This window comes from Sphingomonas sp. R-74633 (assembly GCF_013416555.1).
Lineage (GTDB): Bacteria > Pseudomonadota > Alphaproteobacteria > Sphingomonadales > Sphingomonadaceae > Sphingomonas.
In genome coordinates this window covers 213,828-230,881 of the sequence record NZ_JACCFG010000004.1, presented here as the reverse complement: position 1 = coordinate 230,881, position 17,054 = coordinate 213,828, and the positions used below count along the sequence as shown (strand labels likewise).

Below are 17,054 nucleotides of genomic sequence, written 5' to 3'. Positions count from 1 at the left end.
GTCAGGCCCCCTGTGCAAGCAGCTGCGTGCGCTTGTCCTCGGTTTGGGCGACTTCCGCGGCGGGAATGTAGGTGTCGCGCTTGAAGTTGAAGCTGTGGGCGATCGCCACCACGAACAGGCCGATGAAGCTGACCGCGGCGAGCCACCAGATGTACCAGACCATGGCGAAGCCCATCACCAGCGCCAGTGCCGACAGGATCACGCCCGCGCCGGTGTTCTTCGGCATGTGGATCGGGCGGAAGCCGGTGGTCGGGCGCTCATAGCCGCGTGCCTTCATGTCGTACCAGGCATCGAGGTCGTGGATGACGGGCGTGAAGGCGTAGTTGTACGCAGGCGGCGGCGACGAGGTCGACCATTCGAGTGTGCGACCCTCCCAGGGATCGCCAGTCGTGTCCTTGAGCTGGTCGCGCTTCAGCCAGCCGACCAGGATGCTCATCACGAAGCCGAGGATGCCGACCAGGATGATCACCGCGCCGATCGCCGCGATCACGAAGTAAGGCTGGATCGAGGGATCGTCGAAATGGTTCACGCGGCGCGTGGTGCCCATCAGGCCGACGATGTAGATCGGCGTCCAGGCGATCCAGTAGCCGGCAACCCAGCCCCAGAAGGCGACCTTGCCCCAGAATTCGTCGAGCTTGAAGCCGAACGCCTTGGGGAACCAGTAGACCATCGCCGCGAACAGGCCGAACACCACGCCGCCGATGATCGTGTTGTGGAAGTGCGCCACCAGGAACAGCGAGTTGTGCAGCACGAAGTCGGCCGGCGGGATGGCGAGCAGCACGCCGGTCATGCCACCCACGGTGAAGGTGATCATGAAGGCGAGCACCCACATCATCGGCAGCTCGAAGCGGATGTTGCCGCGGTACATCGTGAACAGCCAGTTGAAGATCTTCGCGCCCGTGGGGATCGAGATCACCATCGTGGCGATGCCGAAGAAGCTGTTGACCGTCGGCCCCGCGCCCATCGTGAAGAAGTGGTGCAGCCAGACGAGGTAGCTGAGGATGGTGATGACGACCGTCGCGTAGACCATCGACGAATAGCCGAACAGGCGCTTGCCGGTGAAGGTCTGGGTGATCTCGGAATAGATGCCGAAGGCCGGGAGGACGAGGACATAGACCTCGGGATGGCCCCAGATCCACACCATGTTCCAATACATCATCGGCGCGCCGCCGAGCTCGTTGGTGAAGAAGTGCGTGCCGGCATAGCGATCGAGCAGCAGCAGGAAGAACGCTGCGGTCAGCGCCGGGAAGATGGCGATGGCGAGGATGTTCGAGCAGAGCGCGGTCCAGCAGAACACCGGCATCTTCATCATCGTCATGCCCGGCGCACGCATCTTGATGATCGTGGCGACCATGTTGATCGCCGATAATGTCGTGCCGACGCCGGCTATCTGCAGCGACCATAGATAATAGTCGACGCCTGTGTCGGGGCTGTAGGCCAGCCCCGCCAGCGGCGCGTAGGACAGCCAGCCGGTCCGCGCGAACTCGCCGACGAACAGCGAGATCATCGTCAGCACTGCGCCCGCCACCGTCAGCCAGAAGCTGAGATTGTTGAGGAACGGGAAGGCCACGTCGCGCGCGCCGATCTGGAGCGGCATCACGAAGTTGATGATGCCGACGACGAGCGGGATCGCGACGAAGAAGATCATGATCGTCCCGTGCGCGGTGAAGATCTGGTCATAATGGTGCGCCGGCAGGTATCCGGGGTTGCTCCCGAACGCGATCGCCTGCTGCGCGCGCATCATCAGCGCATCGGAGAAGCCGCGCAGCAGCATCACGATGCCCAGGATGATGTACATGATGCCGATCTTCTTGTGATCGACGCTGGTGAACCACTCGGTCCAGAGATAGCCCCACAGCTTGTACTTGGTCACCACGCCGACCAGGCCGAGGCCGAGCAGCGAGACGACGATGAAGGTGCCGAGCAGGATCGGCTCGTGGAACGGGAAGGACTCCCAGCTCAGGCGTCCGAACACCGTCTTGATCAATGTGTCACTCATGGCGGTTCCGTTGCGCTCAGGCCCGGGCGGCGCGCGGGGCGCCGGGGAGGGGAAGGGGGTTCAGGGCGGACATGTCCCGGTTGGCCGGGTCACCGGGCTTGTGCGGCCCGGGTGGATGTCCGTCCTTCGGCCGGGTCACGTTCGGACCGCTTCCCTTGTCGTTCGGTGCCTTTTCGAGCGCGGGAGTGGGTGTGCCGCCCATCGGCATCGGCGCGGGCAGGTGCTGGGCGGGCTTGCCGGCGGCGCGGAGCATGTCGCCCCGCATCACGTCGACCATGCAGGGCTGGCCGGGCTCGACGCACTGGTTGACGATCTTGTCGAACAGGCCCGGCTGGACCGCAGAGAAGCGCATCACCGGCACTTTCTCACTCGGCTTGGCAAGCGCGACATAAGCGTTGGTGTCGAGCTTGCCGCCGGCCTTTGCGACCGCGACCCATTTGTCGAAGTCTGTCTTGCTCACGCCGCGCAGCTTGAAGCGGTTATCCGAATGGCCGCGTCCGGTATAGTTTCCGGAGAAGCCCCAGCTGTCGCCAGGCTGGTTGAGCACGGCGTTCAGCTCCGACTTCATCGTCGGCATCGCGTAGATCATGCCGGCCAGCGTGGGGGCGTAGAAGGTGTTGAACTGGTCAGTCGAGGTGATCGAGAAATGCACCGGCATATCGACCGGCAGCGCCAGTTCATTGACCGTGGCGATGCCCAGATCCGGGTAGATGAACAGCCACTTCCAATCCATGCCCACGGCCTGCACTTCGAGTGGCCTCGTCCCCGCCGGCACCGGCTTGCCCGGCGCGATGCGCTCGAGCGGGCGGAAGGGATCGAGCAGATGGGTGCTCGTCCAGGTCACCGCGCTCAGCGCAATGATAATCAATAGCGGGCAGGTCCAGATGATCAGCTCGAGCGTGGTCGAGTGATCGAAGGTCGGATCATAGACCTTGTTCGGGTTGCTGCGCCGGTATTTCCAGGCGAACCACACGGTCAGCGCCAGCACCGGCACGATGATCAGCAGCATCACCCCGGTTGAGAACAGGATGAGGTCGCGCTGCTGCACCGCGATGTCGCCGGTGGGGTTCATCACCACCATATCGCAGCCGCCCAGCAAAGTGGGCAGGGTGAGGGGGATCAGGCATGAAGCCCGGCGAAGTCGCTTGGATCCTGGTATCCGCATGCGCGCCAGCTATCGCTCCTTTGCTCGGCTGCCTTTGACCGGAATCAAAGGACAGCCAGTGGCTTCAGGCTAGTGAACTAAAGGATGAGCTGCACCGTTACGAAGGCGTATATATGATGCGCAAACCCGAGCGTATAGTTGTGAGCGATGGAGAGGGAGACCGCGCATGGTTACCACGCTGAGCACTACGACCTCCACGCAGCTCGAGCGCGACGCACGCCTGATCAACGCGCGCGGCCACGAAGTTCGCCCCTCCGATATCGCCGTCGGCGTCATCATCGGGCGCGCCTCGGAGTTCTTCGATTTCTTCGTCTATGCGATCGCCTCGGTCCTTGTCTTCCCGGCGGTGATATTTCCCTATGTAGATGCGCTGACCGGCACGCTCTATTCCTTCGCGATCTTCGCGCTGGCGTTCGTCTCGCGACCGATCGGCGCGCTGCTCTTCATCTGGTTCGATCGCAATTACGGGCGCGGGGTGAAGCTGACGATCGCGATGTTCCTGCTCGGCGGATCGACCGCGGCGATGGCGTTCCTGCCCGGCTATACCCAGATCGGCGGCGTCGCCGTGGCGCTGCTTGCGCTGTTCCGTCTTGGTCAGGGCTTCGCGCAGGGCGGCACCTGGGACGGGCTGCCGTCGCTGCTCTCGCTCAACGCGCCGACGTCGAAGCGCGGCTTCTATGCGATGATCCCCCAGCTCGGCGCCCCGATCGGCCTGTTCGTGGCGAGTGCGGTGTTCGCCTTCCTCCTCTCCACGCTCAGCCCCGCCGATTTTCTCGACTGGGGCTGGCGCTATCCGTTCTTCGTCGCCTTTGTGATCAACGTCGTCGCGCTGTTCGCCCGGCTGCGGCTGATCTCGACCCCCGAGTTTGAGCGGCTCTATGAAACGCAGGAGCTTCAGCCGACGCCGCTTCCCGAGCTGCTGCGCGAGGAGGGGCGCACCGTCGTCCTCGGCGCCTTCGCCCCGCTCGCCAGCTTTGCGCTGTTCCACCTCGTCACCGTGTTTCCGCTGTCCTGGGTGGTGCTGAAGGGCGAGCCGGCAGCGCATTTCCTGATGATCGAACTGGTCGGTGCGGTCGTGGGCCTGCTCGCGGTGATCTGCTCGGGCTATATCGCCGACCGGATCGGCCGCCGCACCCTGCTTGGCGTGTCCGCCGCGTTCATCGGGGCCTATAGCGGCTTTGCCCCCCAGCTGCTCGGCACCGGATCGACCGGCGAATGGGTGTACATGATCCTCGGCTTCATCCTGCTCGGCCTTTCATTCGGCCAGAGCTCGGGCGCGGTGAACAGCAGCTTCTCGGCCAAGCGGCGCTACACCGGCGCGGGCACCACCGCGACCGCATCGTGGTTCATCGGCGCCGGCTTTGCTCCGCTCGCGGCGCTGTTCCTGGCGAGCCAGTTTGGGCTGCTCGCGGTGGGCGCGTACCTGCTCTCGGGCGCGGTCTGCACATTGGCGGCGCTGGGGATCAACCGCGAGCTGGGCCGCAAGGAAAGCTGATCAGGAAGCGCGGCCTATCGCCGCGCGAACCAGATCACGTGCTTCGCGCCCTTGCCATTGCTGCGCGCCCGCACGGTGACTTCGTCCACCGCGAACCCGGCTTCGTCGAGCCGCCGGGCAAAGGCCTTGTCGGGCGCGGCGGACCACACCGCCAGCACGCCGCCCGGCGCCAGCGCGGCGCGGGCCGCCTGCAGGCCGCGCGTCGAATAGAGCCTGTCGTTGCCGAGGCGGGTCAGTCCGTCCGGGCCATTGTCGACGTCGAGCAGGATCGCGTCATAGCCAGTGCGGGTGCGGTTGATCTCCGCGCCGACGTCACCGATCATCACGTCTACGCGCGGATCGTCGAGGCAGCCGGCGGCGAGCTCGGCCATCGGGCCGCGCGCCCAGTCGATGATCTGCGGCACGAGTTCGGCGACCACCACCTGCGCATCGGCCGGCAGCACGGCCAGCGCGGCGCGCAACGTGAAGCCCATGCCATAGCCGCCGATCAGTATCTGCGGCGCCTTCTTATCGGCGATGCGCTCGATGCTCATCGTCGCCAGTGCTTCCTCGGAACCGCTCATCCGGCTGTTCATCAGCTCGTTGCGGTCGAGTACGATCATGAAGTCCGCACCGCGGCGGAACAGCCGCAGCTCGTCGCCGCCGGGCACCTGGGCGATGTCGATCAGTTCGCGCGGCACCATGGCCGGTCTCCCGAAAAGCAAAGGGCCGAAGCTTGCGCCCCGGCCCCTGGCATAGTTGCTGCCGTCGCCGGCCTTACTTGATGCGCTCGACGTCCTCGAAGCCCAGCTCCAGCGGAGTCGCGCGGCCGAAGATCGAGATCGAGACCTTGACGCGGCTCTTGTCGTAATCGAGCTCCTCGACCACGCCCGAGAAGGTCGCGAAGTTGCCGCTGGTGACCTTGACGGTGTCGCCGATGTCGTAATCGACCTTGACCTTCGTCTTGGGCGCGGCGGTGGCGGCCTCGTCCTTGGTGTTCAGGATGCGCGCGGCCTCGGCTTCGCTGATCGGCTGCGGCTTGCCCGACGAACCGAGGAAGCCCGTCACCTTCGGCGTGTTCTTCACCAGGTGGTAGACGTCGTCGTTCATCTCGAGCTTGGCGAGGACATAGCCCGGGAAGAACTTCCGCTCGGACTGGATCTTCTTGCCGCGGCGAACCTCGGTAACGGTCTCGGTCGGCACCTCGACGGCTTCGACCAGGCGGTCGAGGCCCATGCGGGTGGCGTCGGCCAGAATCTGGTCGCGGACCTTGCCCTCGAAGCCCGAATAGGCGTGGATGATGTACCAGCGCGCCATGCGTTCGTTCTTTCCCTTTGGTTCTTGCGTTCGGCTTACTGCGCCAGGCGCAGCAGCGAGTTCACGATGAAGTCGAAAACGGCGTCGATGCCGAGGAAGAACACGCCGAGCAGCGAGGTCATGATCATCACCATAACGCCGGTCATGATCGTCTCGCGGCGCGACGGCCACACGATCTTGCGCGCTTCGGTCTGCACCTGCTTCACGAATTCGGTCGGACTGGTCTTTGCCACTGGGGCCATCCTCGCTTCAAAGTTCGCCGGCTTCGGGGCATGGGTCCGCTGCCCGGTCCTTCTGAAAGGAACCGGTGCTTTCCCACCCACGCTGTCGGATTGGGTGCTGTATCTAGCGACTTGCTTTGCAGGGCGCAAGCGCGTGTGCAGGGGAAAAGAAACCGCCGCTCAGAAGAGGGCGACGGCGACGAAACCGAGCACGATCAGGCCGAGAAACGCCCAAGCGAACAGGTCGAGCCGCTTCTCGATGAACTCCTGCACCGGCGCGCCGTAGCGCTTGAGCAGCGCGGCGACGATGAAGAAGCGCGCGCCGCGGGTGATGCAGCACAGCAGCACGAACAGCGGGAAGTTGAAGCTGGCGGCGCCGCTGGCGATGGTCACCAGCTTGAACGGGATCGGCGTCAGCCCCTTCAGCAGGATGATCCAGGTGCCGTATTCGCTCTGATAGGCGTGGATCGCATCGGCGAGCTTGGCTTCCAGATGATAGGTGTGGACGATCCACTCGCCCACCGTCTGCATCAGCCCATAGCCGATATAATAGCCGAGCATCGCGCCCAGCACCGAGGCGATCGTGCAGACCAGGGCAATGCGGAAGGCCTGTTCGCGCCGCGCAATCACCATCGGGATCAGCATTGCATCGGGCGGGATCGGGAAGAAGCTGCTCTCCGCGAAGGAAACCAGGCCGAGCAGCCAGATCGCGTGGCGGTGATGCGCCATGCGCAGCACCCAATCGTACAAGGGACGGAACATCGGGGCCGGGCAACTTTCGATGCGGGGAAGGTGCCCGTTCTTTATGGCTGGGCCCGGGACTTGTCCATCTGGCGTTGCGGTCGGCTTCAGGCGACCTGGACCAACGGCGTCCGCTTCGGTGTAGCCAAAGTGCGCGCGATCATCACCGCGGGGGAGCGGGCATCACGAAGCGTCTCCTCGGCCGAACGGCCCAGCAGCCTGGCCGCCTCCGCCAGGCCCAGGACGACCGCCACGATCTCGCGCGCGATCCGGTGCGGATCGCTCCCGTCCTCCCGCAACCGCCGCGCGTAGAGATAGGTGGCGAACCGGTCATACAGCGGATCGACGAGCATATGGTCGAAGGCGGCCCGCAGCACGGGACGGTCAGTATCGTGGCGCACCAGCGCGAGCTGCACTTCGGCGAAGCGAGGACTGGTGAACAGGCTCAGAAGATCGCGCACATAGCGGTCCAGCGCGAGGTCGAGCGGGCGCTCGGCGGGGATCGCGGGCGGCAGCTGTGCGCTGAGCTCCTCCAATGCCCATTTGATCGAGCCGGCGAACAGGTCGTCGACATTCGCAAAATGGTTGTAGATCGTCCGGCGGGTCAGTCCGGTTTCGCCAGCAATGTCCTCGAAGGTGACGCCGGCTACCCCGTGGCGCGAGAACAGCACCAGGCCGGCGCGCAGGATCGCCGTCCGATTGTCCCTGCGGCTCCGCTGGGCGGGCGCCTGCGGATGACTATTCCCGACAACGTACATTGCTGCCCCCTCCTCAACGCTGGAAGGTGCCCTTTGCGCGCCGAACGCCACAATGCTGCGCGGCTGCGACAAAAGCCGCCCGCGCCGCGATCGGACCGGATTGCACGCCATTGTGAAGGAACGGCGCGTGCAATGCGGGGCGGCATCTTCTCTAAGCGGCGGCCGGAGGATGCGATGCGACTGCTGGCGGCTTGGGAGCTTGGCCTCGGCTATGGGCATGTCGCCACGCTTGCGCCGGTCTGCCGCGCGCTGCGCGGGCATGGGCACCGGCTGACCCTAGCGGCGCGAACGCCCGCCACTGCCAGGCTCCTGGAGCACGACTCCTTCGATGCGATCGTCCGGAGCCCGCGCTATACCGGCCGGGTCCCGGCCGGCGAGACGCTCACCTACGGCCAAGTCATCGCGGCGGGTGGGCTGGTCGACACCGCGCAGACGATTGCGCTCATCGGGCAATGGTTGCGCCTGTTCGAGCGGATCGGGCCGGACGCGCTGATCGCCGAACATGCGCCGATGTCCTTGCTCGCGGCGCATGTCGCCGGGCTGCCGGCAGTCAGGCTGGGCTCCGGCTTCGTCGCGCCGAGCGCACGCAGCGCGGGCGCCAGCCTGCTGCCCTGGGCCGCGCATTCCGAAGCGGCGCTCGCGGCGGCGCAGCGTCCCGCCGATCGGATCGTTCGCGAGGTCTGTCGCCACTATGGCGTGCCGCTGCTGGGCGGCCTGTCCGAATTGCTCATGCAGGCGCCACTGCATTCGCTCGCCTGGGCCGAGCTCGACCATTATGGGCCCGGCGCGAGCGGCTTTTATTACGGGCCGCTGGTCGGAATCGCAGCCGACGCCCGGCCTGAATGGCCGAAAGGCGACGGGCCGCGTGCGCTTGTCTACCTGCCGTTCGATCGGCCGGGGAGCCTGGTGGTGGCACGCGCGCTGGCCGCGCTGCGCTGGCCGGTGCTGTGGCACTCCGCGAGCGCGCCCGCGATCGAGCTGCCCGCCACGATCCGCTACAGCCCTGAACCGATCGATCTCGGCACGACAGGTCGCGAAGCAGCGATCTATGTCGGCCGTGGCGGCTATGGCGGGTCGGCCGCCATGCTCGGCACCGGCGTGCCGCAGCTATTGCTGCCCGACACGCTGGAATCGCTTCTGCTCACCTATCGCCTGTCGCTGGCCGGGGTTGCGCATTCCCAGGCCGCATCGGCCGGTGTGCAGGCGGTTGGCGAGGCGCTCTGCCGCGTGGCCCGAAGCGACGCGATCCGCGAGCGCGCTGCGGCGGTCGCCGGGCGCTACGCCGACTATTCCGTCGCCGCGATGACCGATCTGGTCACCCAGGACATGACGATCGCGATGCGTGGCTGAGAAACTGCACACCGCCGTGCAATTGCATTGCGGTGTGAAACTAAACGGTTGGAGCTGCCGCGCGAAAATCGACATCTGCCCGGGCTGTTCATGCTGGCGCGCACCCGTGCTGGCCCCCTTCGACATTCGGAGCAGCATCATGTCGCGTACCGCTTTCCCCACCCGCATTCCCGTACTTCCCGGCGCCCGGCGCCGCAGCGCGCTGTTCGTCAGCGCGGCGACGCTTGCCATCGCGCTCTCCTCGACGGCGGCGCGGGCGCAGTGCGCGGGCGACACGCAGGTGCTTTGCGCAGGCCAGTCCGATCCCTTCGTGATGACCGTGCCGAACGGCACCGTCACCGTTCAGCCGGGCGCGACCGTCGGCAGCCAGACGACGGCGGATGCGGCGCTTCGCTTCGATGTGAGCGGTAAGCTGATCGTCAACGGCAGCGCGCTCTCGCAGGGGGCGGCGGTGCAGCTGGCCGATACGGCCTCCCTCGACGTCCGGATCGGCCGCGCGGGCACGCTCTCGGGTGCCAACGCGCTGCGCCAGAGCGACGACCAGGGCAATTATATCCGCCTGGAGAATAGCGGTCTGGTGCGCGGCACCGATGGCGCGGCGGTGCGCGCACGCTCCGCCTCGCTGGAGCTTTCCAATCGCGCAGGCGGCCGGATCGAAGGCGGGGTGGACGTCTATGATGTTTACGGCACCAACAACGGCACGATCGAAGCGGGCGACGCCTCGGCGATCCGTGCCATTAATGTCGACCTCGATAACCGCGGTACGGTCGCAAACAATTCGGCAACCGAAGCGACGATCAGCACCGAATCCGGCGAGATCGAGAATAGCGGCGTGATCGAGGCTCGGGGCACCGCGCCCGCGATCGCGGCGGATTATCTTGCCCTCAAGAACAATGCCGGCGGCGTGATCCGCAGTGCGGGCGACGTCGCCATCCAGGTGGCGGGAACCGCGCGCATCGAGAATGCCGGCCAGATCGTCGGCGACGTCCGGTCCGACGAATATTTCGACAGCTTCTACCAGCGTGCGGGCGGCAGCGTCACCGGCACCGTCTCGCTTGGCGGCGGCGACGACCAGTTCTGGCGCGAAGGCGGTGCGACCGGCTTCGCGGCCCTGCCCACCGGCGGGGTCGATGGGGGTGAAGGCGTCGACACCTATGGCGTGCGCATGACGGGTTCGGGGGCGATTGCCTTCGATCCGCTGCCGAGCGGCTTCGAGCGCTACGGGATCGATCTGTGCGGCTGCGACCTGAACGTAACGATTTCCGCGGGAAGCCTCACCGGGGGCCTCGACGTCACCGGGCCGGGCATTGTCACGAACCTCGCCGACTTCACGTACAGCGGATACCAGCCGGGGCTCAGCCTCGATTCCTACAGCGAGTATAGCGACCGCTCGGGGCCGCTGACCTTCGTCAATCGCGGCACGCTGAACTTCACCGGCGTCACCGATCCGGAAGCCGGATCTCCGCTCGCGATGATCGAGGCGGACGACTTCTTAACCCGCTTCACCAACGATACGGACGGCACGATCAATTTCTCCGGGGACGCCTATAGCGGCATCAACACGCGCGGCATCGGCTTTGCCGAGGGCGAATATGGCTTCGCCAATCGCGGCGCGATCCACGCCGAAGGCAATGTCTCCTTCGCCGTCTATGCGCAGGGTTCGGCCTACAACAGCGGCACGATCCGGAACGACAGCGCCGGCGGATATGCGGTGAGCCTGGAAGGGCCCTATGCGAGCTTCGTCAACGACACGGGCGGCGAGCTTCGCGGCGAAAGCGCGGTCGACATGGCCTATGGCGCAAGCCTGACCAACCGCGGCTCGATCGTCGGCACCGGCGAGAACGCAGCGATCACCGGCTACAGCAACCAGTATACGGGCAATCTCAAGCTCATCAACGAAGGCGAGATCCGCGGTGAGCAGGGCGTTGCCGTCGATCTATACACGGTCGCGCCTTCCGGCGCCCTGGTGGCGAACAAGGGCAGTATCGTCGGCGACGTTCTTCTCCGCGGCACCGGCAACGACACGGTGTGGCTGGCCGAGGGGAGCGCGATCCAGGGCAATCTGTCCACCGGCGATGGCGACGACAAGCTGGTCGTCGATCTTGGCCGCCTGAAGCAGGACGGTACGGTCGATACCAGCGGCCTCGTCTCGGGCACGCTCGACATGGGGGCGGGCAACAATGTGCTCCAGGCACGCGCCGGCAGCAGCCAGACCTTCTCGGTGCTCCAGGACCCGGTGACCGGCTTCTCGGGCGGCACGGTCTATGAGGCGGCGGGCGCAGATACGGTGCTGACGCTCCAGGGGCCGCTCGACGCGGACGGGGAGGGTCATCAGAGCTATGACGGCCTGATCCGCCTTACCGGCGATGGCCGGATCGTGCTCGACATGCCGTTCAACAATGCCGGCTATGCGCGGCCGTCAATCCTCGTCGAGCGGAGCTCGACCGCGGACCTCTTCGGCGACAACAGCCAGGGCCTCGACCTGGTGATCGGCGCCACCGTGAGCGGCGGCACCACCGGGATCGCGGTCGATGCCACCTATGCCCGCCGCCTCGAACTGATGGCGCAGAAGGGCGGCATCGGCTTCACCGGCGGCGTCGGCCTGAAGACCGGCTACGGCACCGAAGTGGTGCTCTCGAACAGCACCGAGATCCGCAAGAGCGGCTCGGCGAAGGGCACGCTGCTGGTCGCAAACGGCAGCACGATCTTCAACCGCACCGGCCTGCGCGAGGACTCGAAGACCGCGACCGCAGACAATGTCTCCACCGCCGTCGACATGACCGACAGCACGCTCAATAACGAGCGCGGCAACCTCGGCACCGGGCGCATCACCGTGCTCGGCACCGGCGTCCGCATGGACAATTCGGTCGTCAACAATACCGGCGACATCATCAGCGCTTATGGCAATGCGATCGAGACGACCGGCTATGGCGTCAACCGCATCATCAACAACAAGAACGGCCTGATCCAGGGCCACCGCGACGGTAGCGTCGTCGGTACCGCCGGCGCCGCAATCGTCGGCGGCGACAGCAATGACATCGTCGAGAATGCCGGCACGATCACCGGTCACGTCCTGCTCGGCGGTGGCAACGACCTCTATGTCGCCAATGGCGGCAAAGTCACCGGCAACCTCGACATGGGCGATGGCGACGACACCGTGCTCACTCGCAACGGCTCCACGATCGACGTGAGCGGCACGGTGACCGGCGGCGACGGCGCCGATGCGATCGGTCGCTCATTCACTGCCAGCGGCACCTTCGATCTCGCCACCAACACGCTCGGCAACAGCTTCGAGATGCATGGCGTCGAGGCGAGCGGGGCGACCACCGAAGTCACCGTCACTTCGGCCACGACCCAGACTGCCGCGCTGCGCATCCTCGGTGACGGCAAGGTCACCAACAACGCCAGCTTCGATATCGCCGACAAGGACGACGGCGTCTCGGCTGCAATCGACGCGAGTGATCCGCGCGGCGAGGCGAACCTCCAGCTGGTGAACAACGGCACGATCAACAGCGCGCTGTACGGCGTGACCTCGTCGAACGGACTGGCGAGCTTCATCAACACCGCCGCGATCAATGCGCGCAACACCGGCGTGTACATCGATCGCTACGGCATCGGCGCCTTCACGATGACCAACAGCGGCGCAATCACCTCGACCGAGGGTCGCGGTCTCTTCGTCGCCGCCGAGAGCTTCGGCGACGATTCGAGCCTGGCGGCGCCGGGCAACAGCATCGAGGTTTCGAATAGCGGCTCGATCAGCTCGGGCGTTGCCGGCGACGACGCCGTCAGCCTCTACAGCGAATATGGCGGCGTGAAGTTCGGCAACAGCGGGACGATCTCGGCGGCATCCAACTATGCCTCCGGCGCGCGCGTGGCCGGCAACACCTTCGACGTGACCAACAGCGGTACGATCCGGTCGGATGGCAAGGGCGGCACCGGCCTGCTGCTCACTGCGTTCGGCGGCCTGGGCGAAGAGGATTGTGTCGATCCGACCCCCGTGCTGGTCGGCACGCTGGCCAACACCGGCAAGATCACCGCGAACGGCGGCGGCAGCAATGCCGGTTCCGCTCCCGACGTCGCCACCGGCGTGTTCGCGGCGCTGCGCGGCGACTATGGCATCGTTCGCATGAACAACGCCGCGGGCGGCTCGATCGAGGCGACCGGCGGCCTGTCCACCGCGCTGATGGTCGCGGGCCTCGATGATGAGGGCTATGGGAGCACCAGCGTCGATGCGGCGCTGCGCTTCTTCGAGCTCGACAATCTCGGCACGATCCGCGGTGGAGCGGACACCGTGATGCAGGGCGATAGCAACTTCGACGCGAGTGGCGTCGATCTCAACGCGCCGGAAACCGCCGAGGGGGCGGATAGCTATGCCGTTGCGGGTGGCATCCAGACGATCAACACCACCGACAAGATCCGCAATCTCGCCGGCGGCACGATCATCGGCAATGTCGACCTGGCCGACGGCAATGACGTGTTCGAGAATTACGGAACGCTCCAGGGTGACCTGCGCCTCGGAGAGGGCGATGACACCTTCGTCTACGCCGCATCGGGGACGTTCACCGGCACTGCCTATGGCGGCACCGGGAATGACACGCTGCTCGTCGATGTGAACGGCGGCGGCACAGTCGACTTCGACCAGTTCCGCCAGTTCGAGACGCTGAGCCAGCGCGGCACGGGCTCGATCACGATCCGCGGCACCACCGATCTCGACACGCTCAGCATGGCGGGCTCGAACGTCACCGTCGCCGCGGGCACGCGTTTCCAGACCCAGGGCGCGACCGCGCTGACTGGCTCGGACGCGGCGGAAGCGGTCAACGTCTCGGGCACGATCGGCGGCGGCCTGGCGATGGGCGGCGGCAACGACACCGTGACGCTCAATGCAGGCGGCGTGGTCGAGGGCAGCATCGATCTGGGCGCGGGCAATGATCGCCTCGTCCTTGCCGGCGGTACTGCCACCGGGCTGGTCGACGGCGGCGACGGCATCGACACCGTGGCCTTCGAGATCACCCAGGACACCAGCAACCTGCCCAACGTCACCAATTTCGAGTCGCTCGACGTCTCGGGCAATGCCCGGCTGACGATCGGGATGAACCAGGACTTCGATACGGTGACGCTGCGCAACGGCGCCGACCTGACGCTCAACGAAGGCACGGGCAACCACCATATCGGCAACATCATCGGCGACGACAGCGCGCAGTCGGTGATCCTCAACACCGCGCTCACCGGCGGCGTGTCGCTGGGCGGCGGCGATGACTCGCTGACGATGAGCCTTGTCGGCACGCTTTCGGGCGCGCTCGACGGCGGTGCGGGCAACGATGTGCTCAACCTCAACCTGACGGGTGACTCGAAGATCGCCGGCGGCATCGCCAGCTTCGAGACGATCAACGTCGCCGGGGGCTCGACGCTGACGCTGGGTAGCACGATCGCCGCCGACCAGACGCTCAACTTCGACGAGCATGACAACAAGCTGATCGTCGAAGGCGGCTCGATCCTGGGGACGGTCAATGGCGGTGCCGGGCACGATGTGCTCGAATTCACCACGCTCGCCGAGCAGACCGCGACCCTGGCGACTGCCAAGATCCTCAACTTCGAGGACATCCTGGCGAACGGTGCGGGCACGCTTGCGATCAGCGGCAACGGGACCTTCCAGACTATCTCGGTTGAGCAGGGCAACCTCACGGTTGCGGCGGGGAGCACGGTGACGGCGACCGAGACCAATTTCGGTGCGGCGAACAACGTGCTCACGCTGGCCAGCGGCGCAACGCTGAGCGGCGCGATCGATGGCGGCGACGGCACCGATCGCCTGGTGCTCAACCAGGCGGCCGACACGGTCCGCAAGCTGAGCAGCGTCAACGCCACAGGCTTCGAGCAGCTCGAATCGGGCGATGCCGGCGAGTTGCTCGTCGACCGTGATGCGAGCTTCGACGTGGTCGATCTGTTCGGCGCCAAGCTGACGGTCGCGGCGGGCTCGACGCTCACCGTCCCGACGCTTGCGGGCAATGACGGTGCCAACACTCTCAACGTGCAGGGCACGCTGGCGGGCAATGTGGCGCTCGGCGCGGGCGATGACCGCCTGACGCTCGGCCATAGCGGCGCGATCACCGGCACCGCGAGCGGCGGGACCGGCTATGACACGCTCGAGTTCAACACCCAGGGCACCTATGCCGCGCCGACCGCGTGGAACGGGCAGGGCTATAGCGAGTTCGAGGCGTTCAACGTCGCCGGCGGCGTCATCTCGCTCACCGGCAATGTCAGCTACGACACGATCTCGGTCACCGGTGGCCGCCTGATCGGCCAGGCGGGCACGACGATCACCTCGGCCAAGACGCTGGTCGTCAGCCATGGCGCGACCTTCGGCACCGCGGGCACGGTCAACGCCAATATCGAAGTGCGCGGCACGCTGTCGCCGGGCGCCTCGCCGGGTACGATGACGGTCAACGGCAATGTGCTCTTCACCAACGGGTCCAACCTGTTGCTGGAAATGGCGCCGACGGGCAGCGACCGCCTGAACATCTCCGGCGCGATGACCATCCAGAACGGCGCGACGCTGGACATCACCGGCATGCTCCAGTCGACCCCGGGCGGCGCGCTCGATCTGGTCGTGGCGCAGGGCGGCATCACCGGTGGCTTCACCACGATCAACAAGTCGAACACGGTGTTCGGCTTCGTGGCGACCCGCGGCAACAAGATCCAGCTGGTCGGTGAATTCCAGAACGACTCGGGCTTCGGCACTAACGTCCAGGATTCGATCCGCTACGCCAATGTCGTGCTGGGCGGTGGCCAGATGGTGCAGGCCTTCACCGGTGCGCTGCCGGCGCTGGTCGACACCAACGGCGCCTCGCGCGCTGCCGGCTTCGCCCAGCTCAGCCCTGAGGCCTTCGCGGCCGCGGAGCAGGCGAGCATCGATACCGGCCTGGCCGTGGTCGATGCGGTGCGCACCCTCGAGCGGAGCAACAAGGGCCAGGTCGGGTTCTATGGCTTTGCCCAGGGCCTGTACCAGGAGGGTGCGCTGAATGGGAATGTTGGCACCGGTGCGCATGACCTGCGTAGCGACAGCCGCGGCCTGCTCGGCGGCTTTGGCTATGGTATGTCGGAAAATGCCCGGGTGACTGCCTTTGTCGGCAACCTCTCGACCAACCAGACCGTGGAAGGGCTGGGCGCCAGCACCAAGCTGGATGGCATGCAGGTCGGCGTCACTGCCAGCGGTGAATCCGGCGCCTTCGCGATCCGCGGCATGCTCGCCTATGATCTGTCGCGGGCCAAGACGCGGCGTGCGCTGCCGGGCGGCACTGCCACCTCGCGCTACGACCTGGGCGGCCTGCTTGCCGATGTCTCGGCCGACTATCAGGTCTCGCTGGGCGCACTGCGCATCGCACCGCGCGTTGGTCTCACCTTCGTCCAGGGCCGCCGCGAGCAGGCGGCCGAGAAGGGCTCGGACTTCGCGCTGGCTACGCTGGCGCACAAGAGCGATGCCCTGTTCGGTGATGCGTCGCTGGCAGTGAGCTATGATCTGGGCGGGGTCACCCCTTGGGTCGAGGCCGGCGTTCGCCACCAGATCGGCGGCGACAATGGCCTGGCCTATGCCTATTTCGCCGGCGTGGCGGACAAGGGCACGGTGATCGCCCAGGGTGCCGAGCGCGGCGACACGATGGCGCACCTTGCGCTGGGCGTGACGGCGCCGCTCTCCAAGAGCGTCCGCCTGAACGTCAGCTACTCGGGCGAATATGGCGCGGGCGTCGGCAACAAGTTCGGCGACACTACCCGCCACAGCGTGAATGCTGGCCTTTCGGTAGCGTTCTGATCCTTCCTGACAGGGGGAGGGCGGGCCGGTCCGGGGTATCATGCCCCGGGGCCGGCCCGTCTGTTTTCGTCGCGGCGAAGTCGGGATTCGTCGAAAGCTGCGTGCATCCTACCGCTCCAGCGGCCTTCGCTGCGAACCGTGGTGCCTGGCCCGTTCCTGCCGTGTGATGCGCCGTTCTAGATGATCGTCACCCAGGCAAACTCTGTTATGTTCGCAAACATGCAC

10 protein-coding genes are annotated in these 17,054 nt (G+C 66.1%); 3 read left to right on the top strand and 7 right to left on the bottom strand.

Annotated elements, in window-relative coordinates; all coding sequences use genetic code 11:
- Position 1 precedes the first annotated feature (1 nt).
- Positions 2 to 1,999 carry a cytochrome o ubiquinol oxidase subunit I gene (cyoB, locus tag HZY97_RS14540; RefSeq protein ID WP_180145140.1) on the bottom strand — a complete coding sequence of 666 codons (1,998 nt, stop codon included), beginning with the start codon at positions 1,997 to 1,999 and terminating at the stop codon, positions 2 to 4.
- 16 nt (positions 2,000 to 2,015) lie between these two features.
- Entirely contained in the window at positions 2,016 to 3,164 is a 1,149-nt protein-coding gene (gene cyoA, locus HZY97_RS14535; RefSeq protein ID WP_180145138.1) for a ubiquinol oxidase subunit II, read from the bottom strand.
- A 166-nt stretch (positions 3,165 to 3,330) separates the two neighbouring features.
- On the opposite strand from cyoA, the gene HZY97_RS14530 reads away from it, so the two are divergent.
- Positions 3,331 to 4,659 carry an MFS transporter gene (locus HZY97_RS14530; protein WP_180145135.1) on the top strand — a complete coding sequence of 443 codons (1,329 nt, stop codon included), beginning with the start codon at positions 3,331 to 3,333 and terminating at the stop codon, positions 4,657 to 4,659.
- Positions 4,660 to 4,673: 14 nt separating this feature from the next.
- On the opposite strand, the gene HZY97_RS14525 is transcribed toward HZY97_RS14530, so the two are convergent.
- The 5 genes from HZY97_RS14525 to HZY97_RS14505 form a co-directional block, all read right to left on the bottom strand.
- On the bottom strand, positions 4,674 to 5,342 hold the full coding sequence (locus HZY97_RS14525; protein ID WP_180145132.1) for a spermidine synthase: 669 nt from the start codon (positions 5,340 to 5,342) through the stop codon (positions 4,674 to 4,676).
- Positions 5,343 to 5,415: 73 nt separating this feature from the next.
- Entirely contained in the window at positions 5,416 to 5,955 is a 540-nt protein-coding gene (gene nusG / locus HZY97_RS14520) for a transcription termination/antitermination protein NusG (RefSeq protein ID WP_180145129.1), read from the bottom strand.
- 35 nt (positions 5,956 to 5,990) lie between these two features.
- On the bottom strand, positions 5,991 to 6,188 hold the full coding sequence (gene secE / locus HZY97_RS14515) for a preprotein translocase subunit SecE (RefSeq protein ID WP_180145126.1): 198 nt from the start codon (positions 6,186 to 6,188) through the stop codon (positions 5,991 to 5,993).
- Positions 6,189 to 6,356: 168 nt separating this feature from the next.
- The gene (locus HZY97_RS14510; protein WP_180145123.1) at positions 6,357 to 6,938 is read right to left on the bottom strand and encodes a YqaA family protein; all 582 of its coding nucleotides are present in this window, start codon (positions 6,936 to 6,938) and stop codon (positions 6,357 to 6,359) included.
- Between the two features lie 86 nt (positions 6,939 to 7,024).
- Positions 7,025 to 7,675 carry a TetR/AcrR family transcriptional regulator gene (locus HZY97_RS14505; RefSeq protein WP_180145120.1) on the bottom strand — a complete coding sequence of 217 codons (651 nt, stop codon included), beginning with the start codon at positions 7,673 to 7,675 and terminating at the stop codon, positions 7,025 to 7,027.
- A 174-nt stretch (positions 7,676 to 7,849) separates the two neighbouring features.
- Here HZY97_RS14505 and HZY97_RS14500 point away from each other — a divergent pair, with 174 nt between their 5' ends.
- Both HZY97_RS14500 and HZY97_RS14495 read left to right on the top strand, forming a co-directional pair.
- Positions 7,850 to 9,025 (top strand): hypothetical protein, encoded by a 1,176-nt coding sequence (locus HZY97_RS14500; RefSeq protein WP_180145118.1) that lies wholly within the window; start codon positions 7,850 to 7,852, stop codon positions 9,023 to 9,025.
- Positions 9,026 to 9,164: 139 nt separating this feature from the next.
- Positions 9,165 to 16,829, top strand: a complete 7,665-nt coding sequence (locus HZY97_RS14495; protein WP_180145115.1) for an autotransporter outer membrane beta-barrel domain-containing protein — start codon at positions 9,165 to 9,167, stop codon at positions 16,827 to 16,829.
- Positions 16,830 to 17,054 lie beyond the last annotated feature (225 nt).

Excerpts from the sequence above, each read along its gene's own strand:
- HZY97_RS14525 (WP_180145132.1), bottom strand. The coding sequence starts at position 5,342 with ATGGTGCCGCGCGAACTGATCGACATCGCCCAGGTGCCCGGCGGCGAC.
- HZY97_RS14530 (WP_180145135.1), top strand. The coding sequence starts at position 3,331 with ATGGTTACCACGCTGAGCACTACGACCTCCACGCAGCTCGAGCGCGAC.
- HZY97_RS14500 (WP_180145118.1), top strand. The coding sequence starts at position 7,850 with ATGCGACTGCTGGCGGCTTGGGAGCTTGGCCTCGGCTATGGGCATGTC.
- HZY97_RS14510 (WP_180145123.1), bottom strand. The coding sequence starts at position 6,938 with ATGTTCCGTCCCTTGTACGATTGGGTGCTGCGCATGGCGCATCACCGC.
- HZY97_RS14505 (WP_180145120.1), bottom strand. The coding sequence starts at position 7,675 with ATGTACGTTGTCGGGAATAGTCATCCGCAGGCGCCCGCCCAGCGGAGC.
- cyoA (WP_180145138.1), bottom strand. The coding sequence starts at position 3,164 with ATGCGGATACCAGGATCCAAGCGACTTCGCCGGGCTTCATGCCTGATC.
- cyoB (WP_180145140.1), bottom strand. The coding sequence starts at position 1,999 with ATGAGTGACACATTGATCAAGACGGTGTTCGGACGCCTGAGCTGGGAG.
- HZY97_RS14495 (WP_180145115.1), top strand. The coding sequence starts at position 9,165 with ATGTCGCGTACCGCTTTCCCCACCCGCATTCCCGTACTTCCCGGCGCC.
- nusG (WP_180145129.1), bottom strand. The coding sequence starts at position 5,955 with ATGGCGCGCTGGTACATCATCCACGCCTATTCGGGCTTCGAGGGCAAG.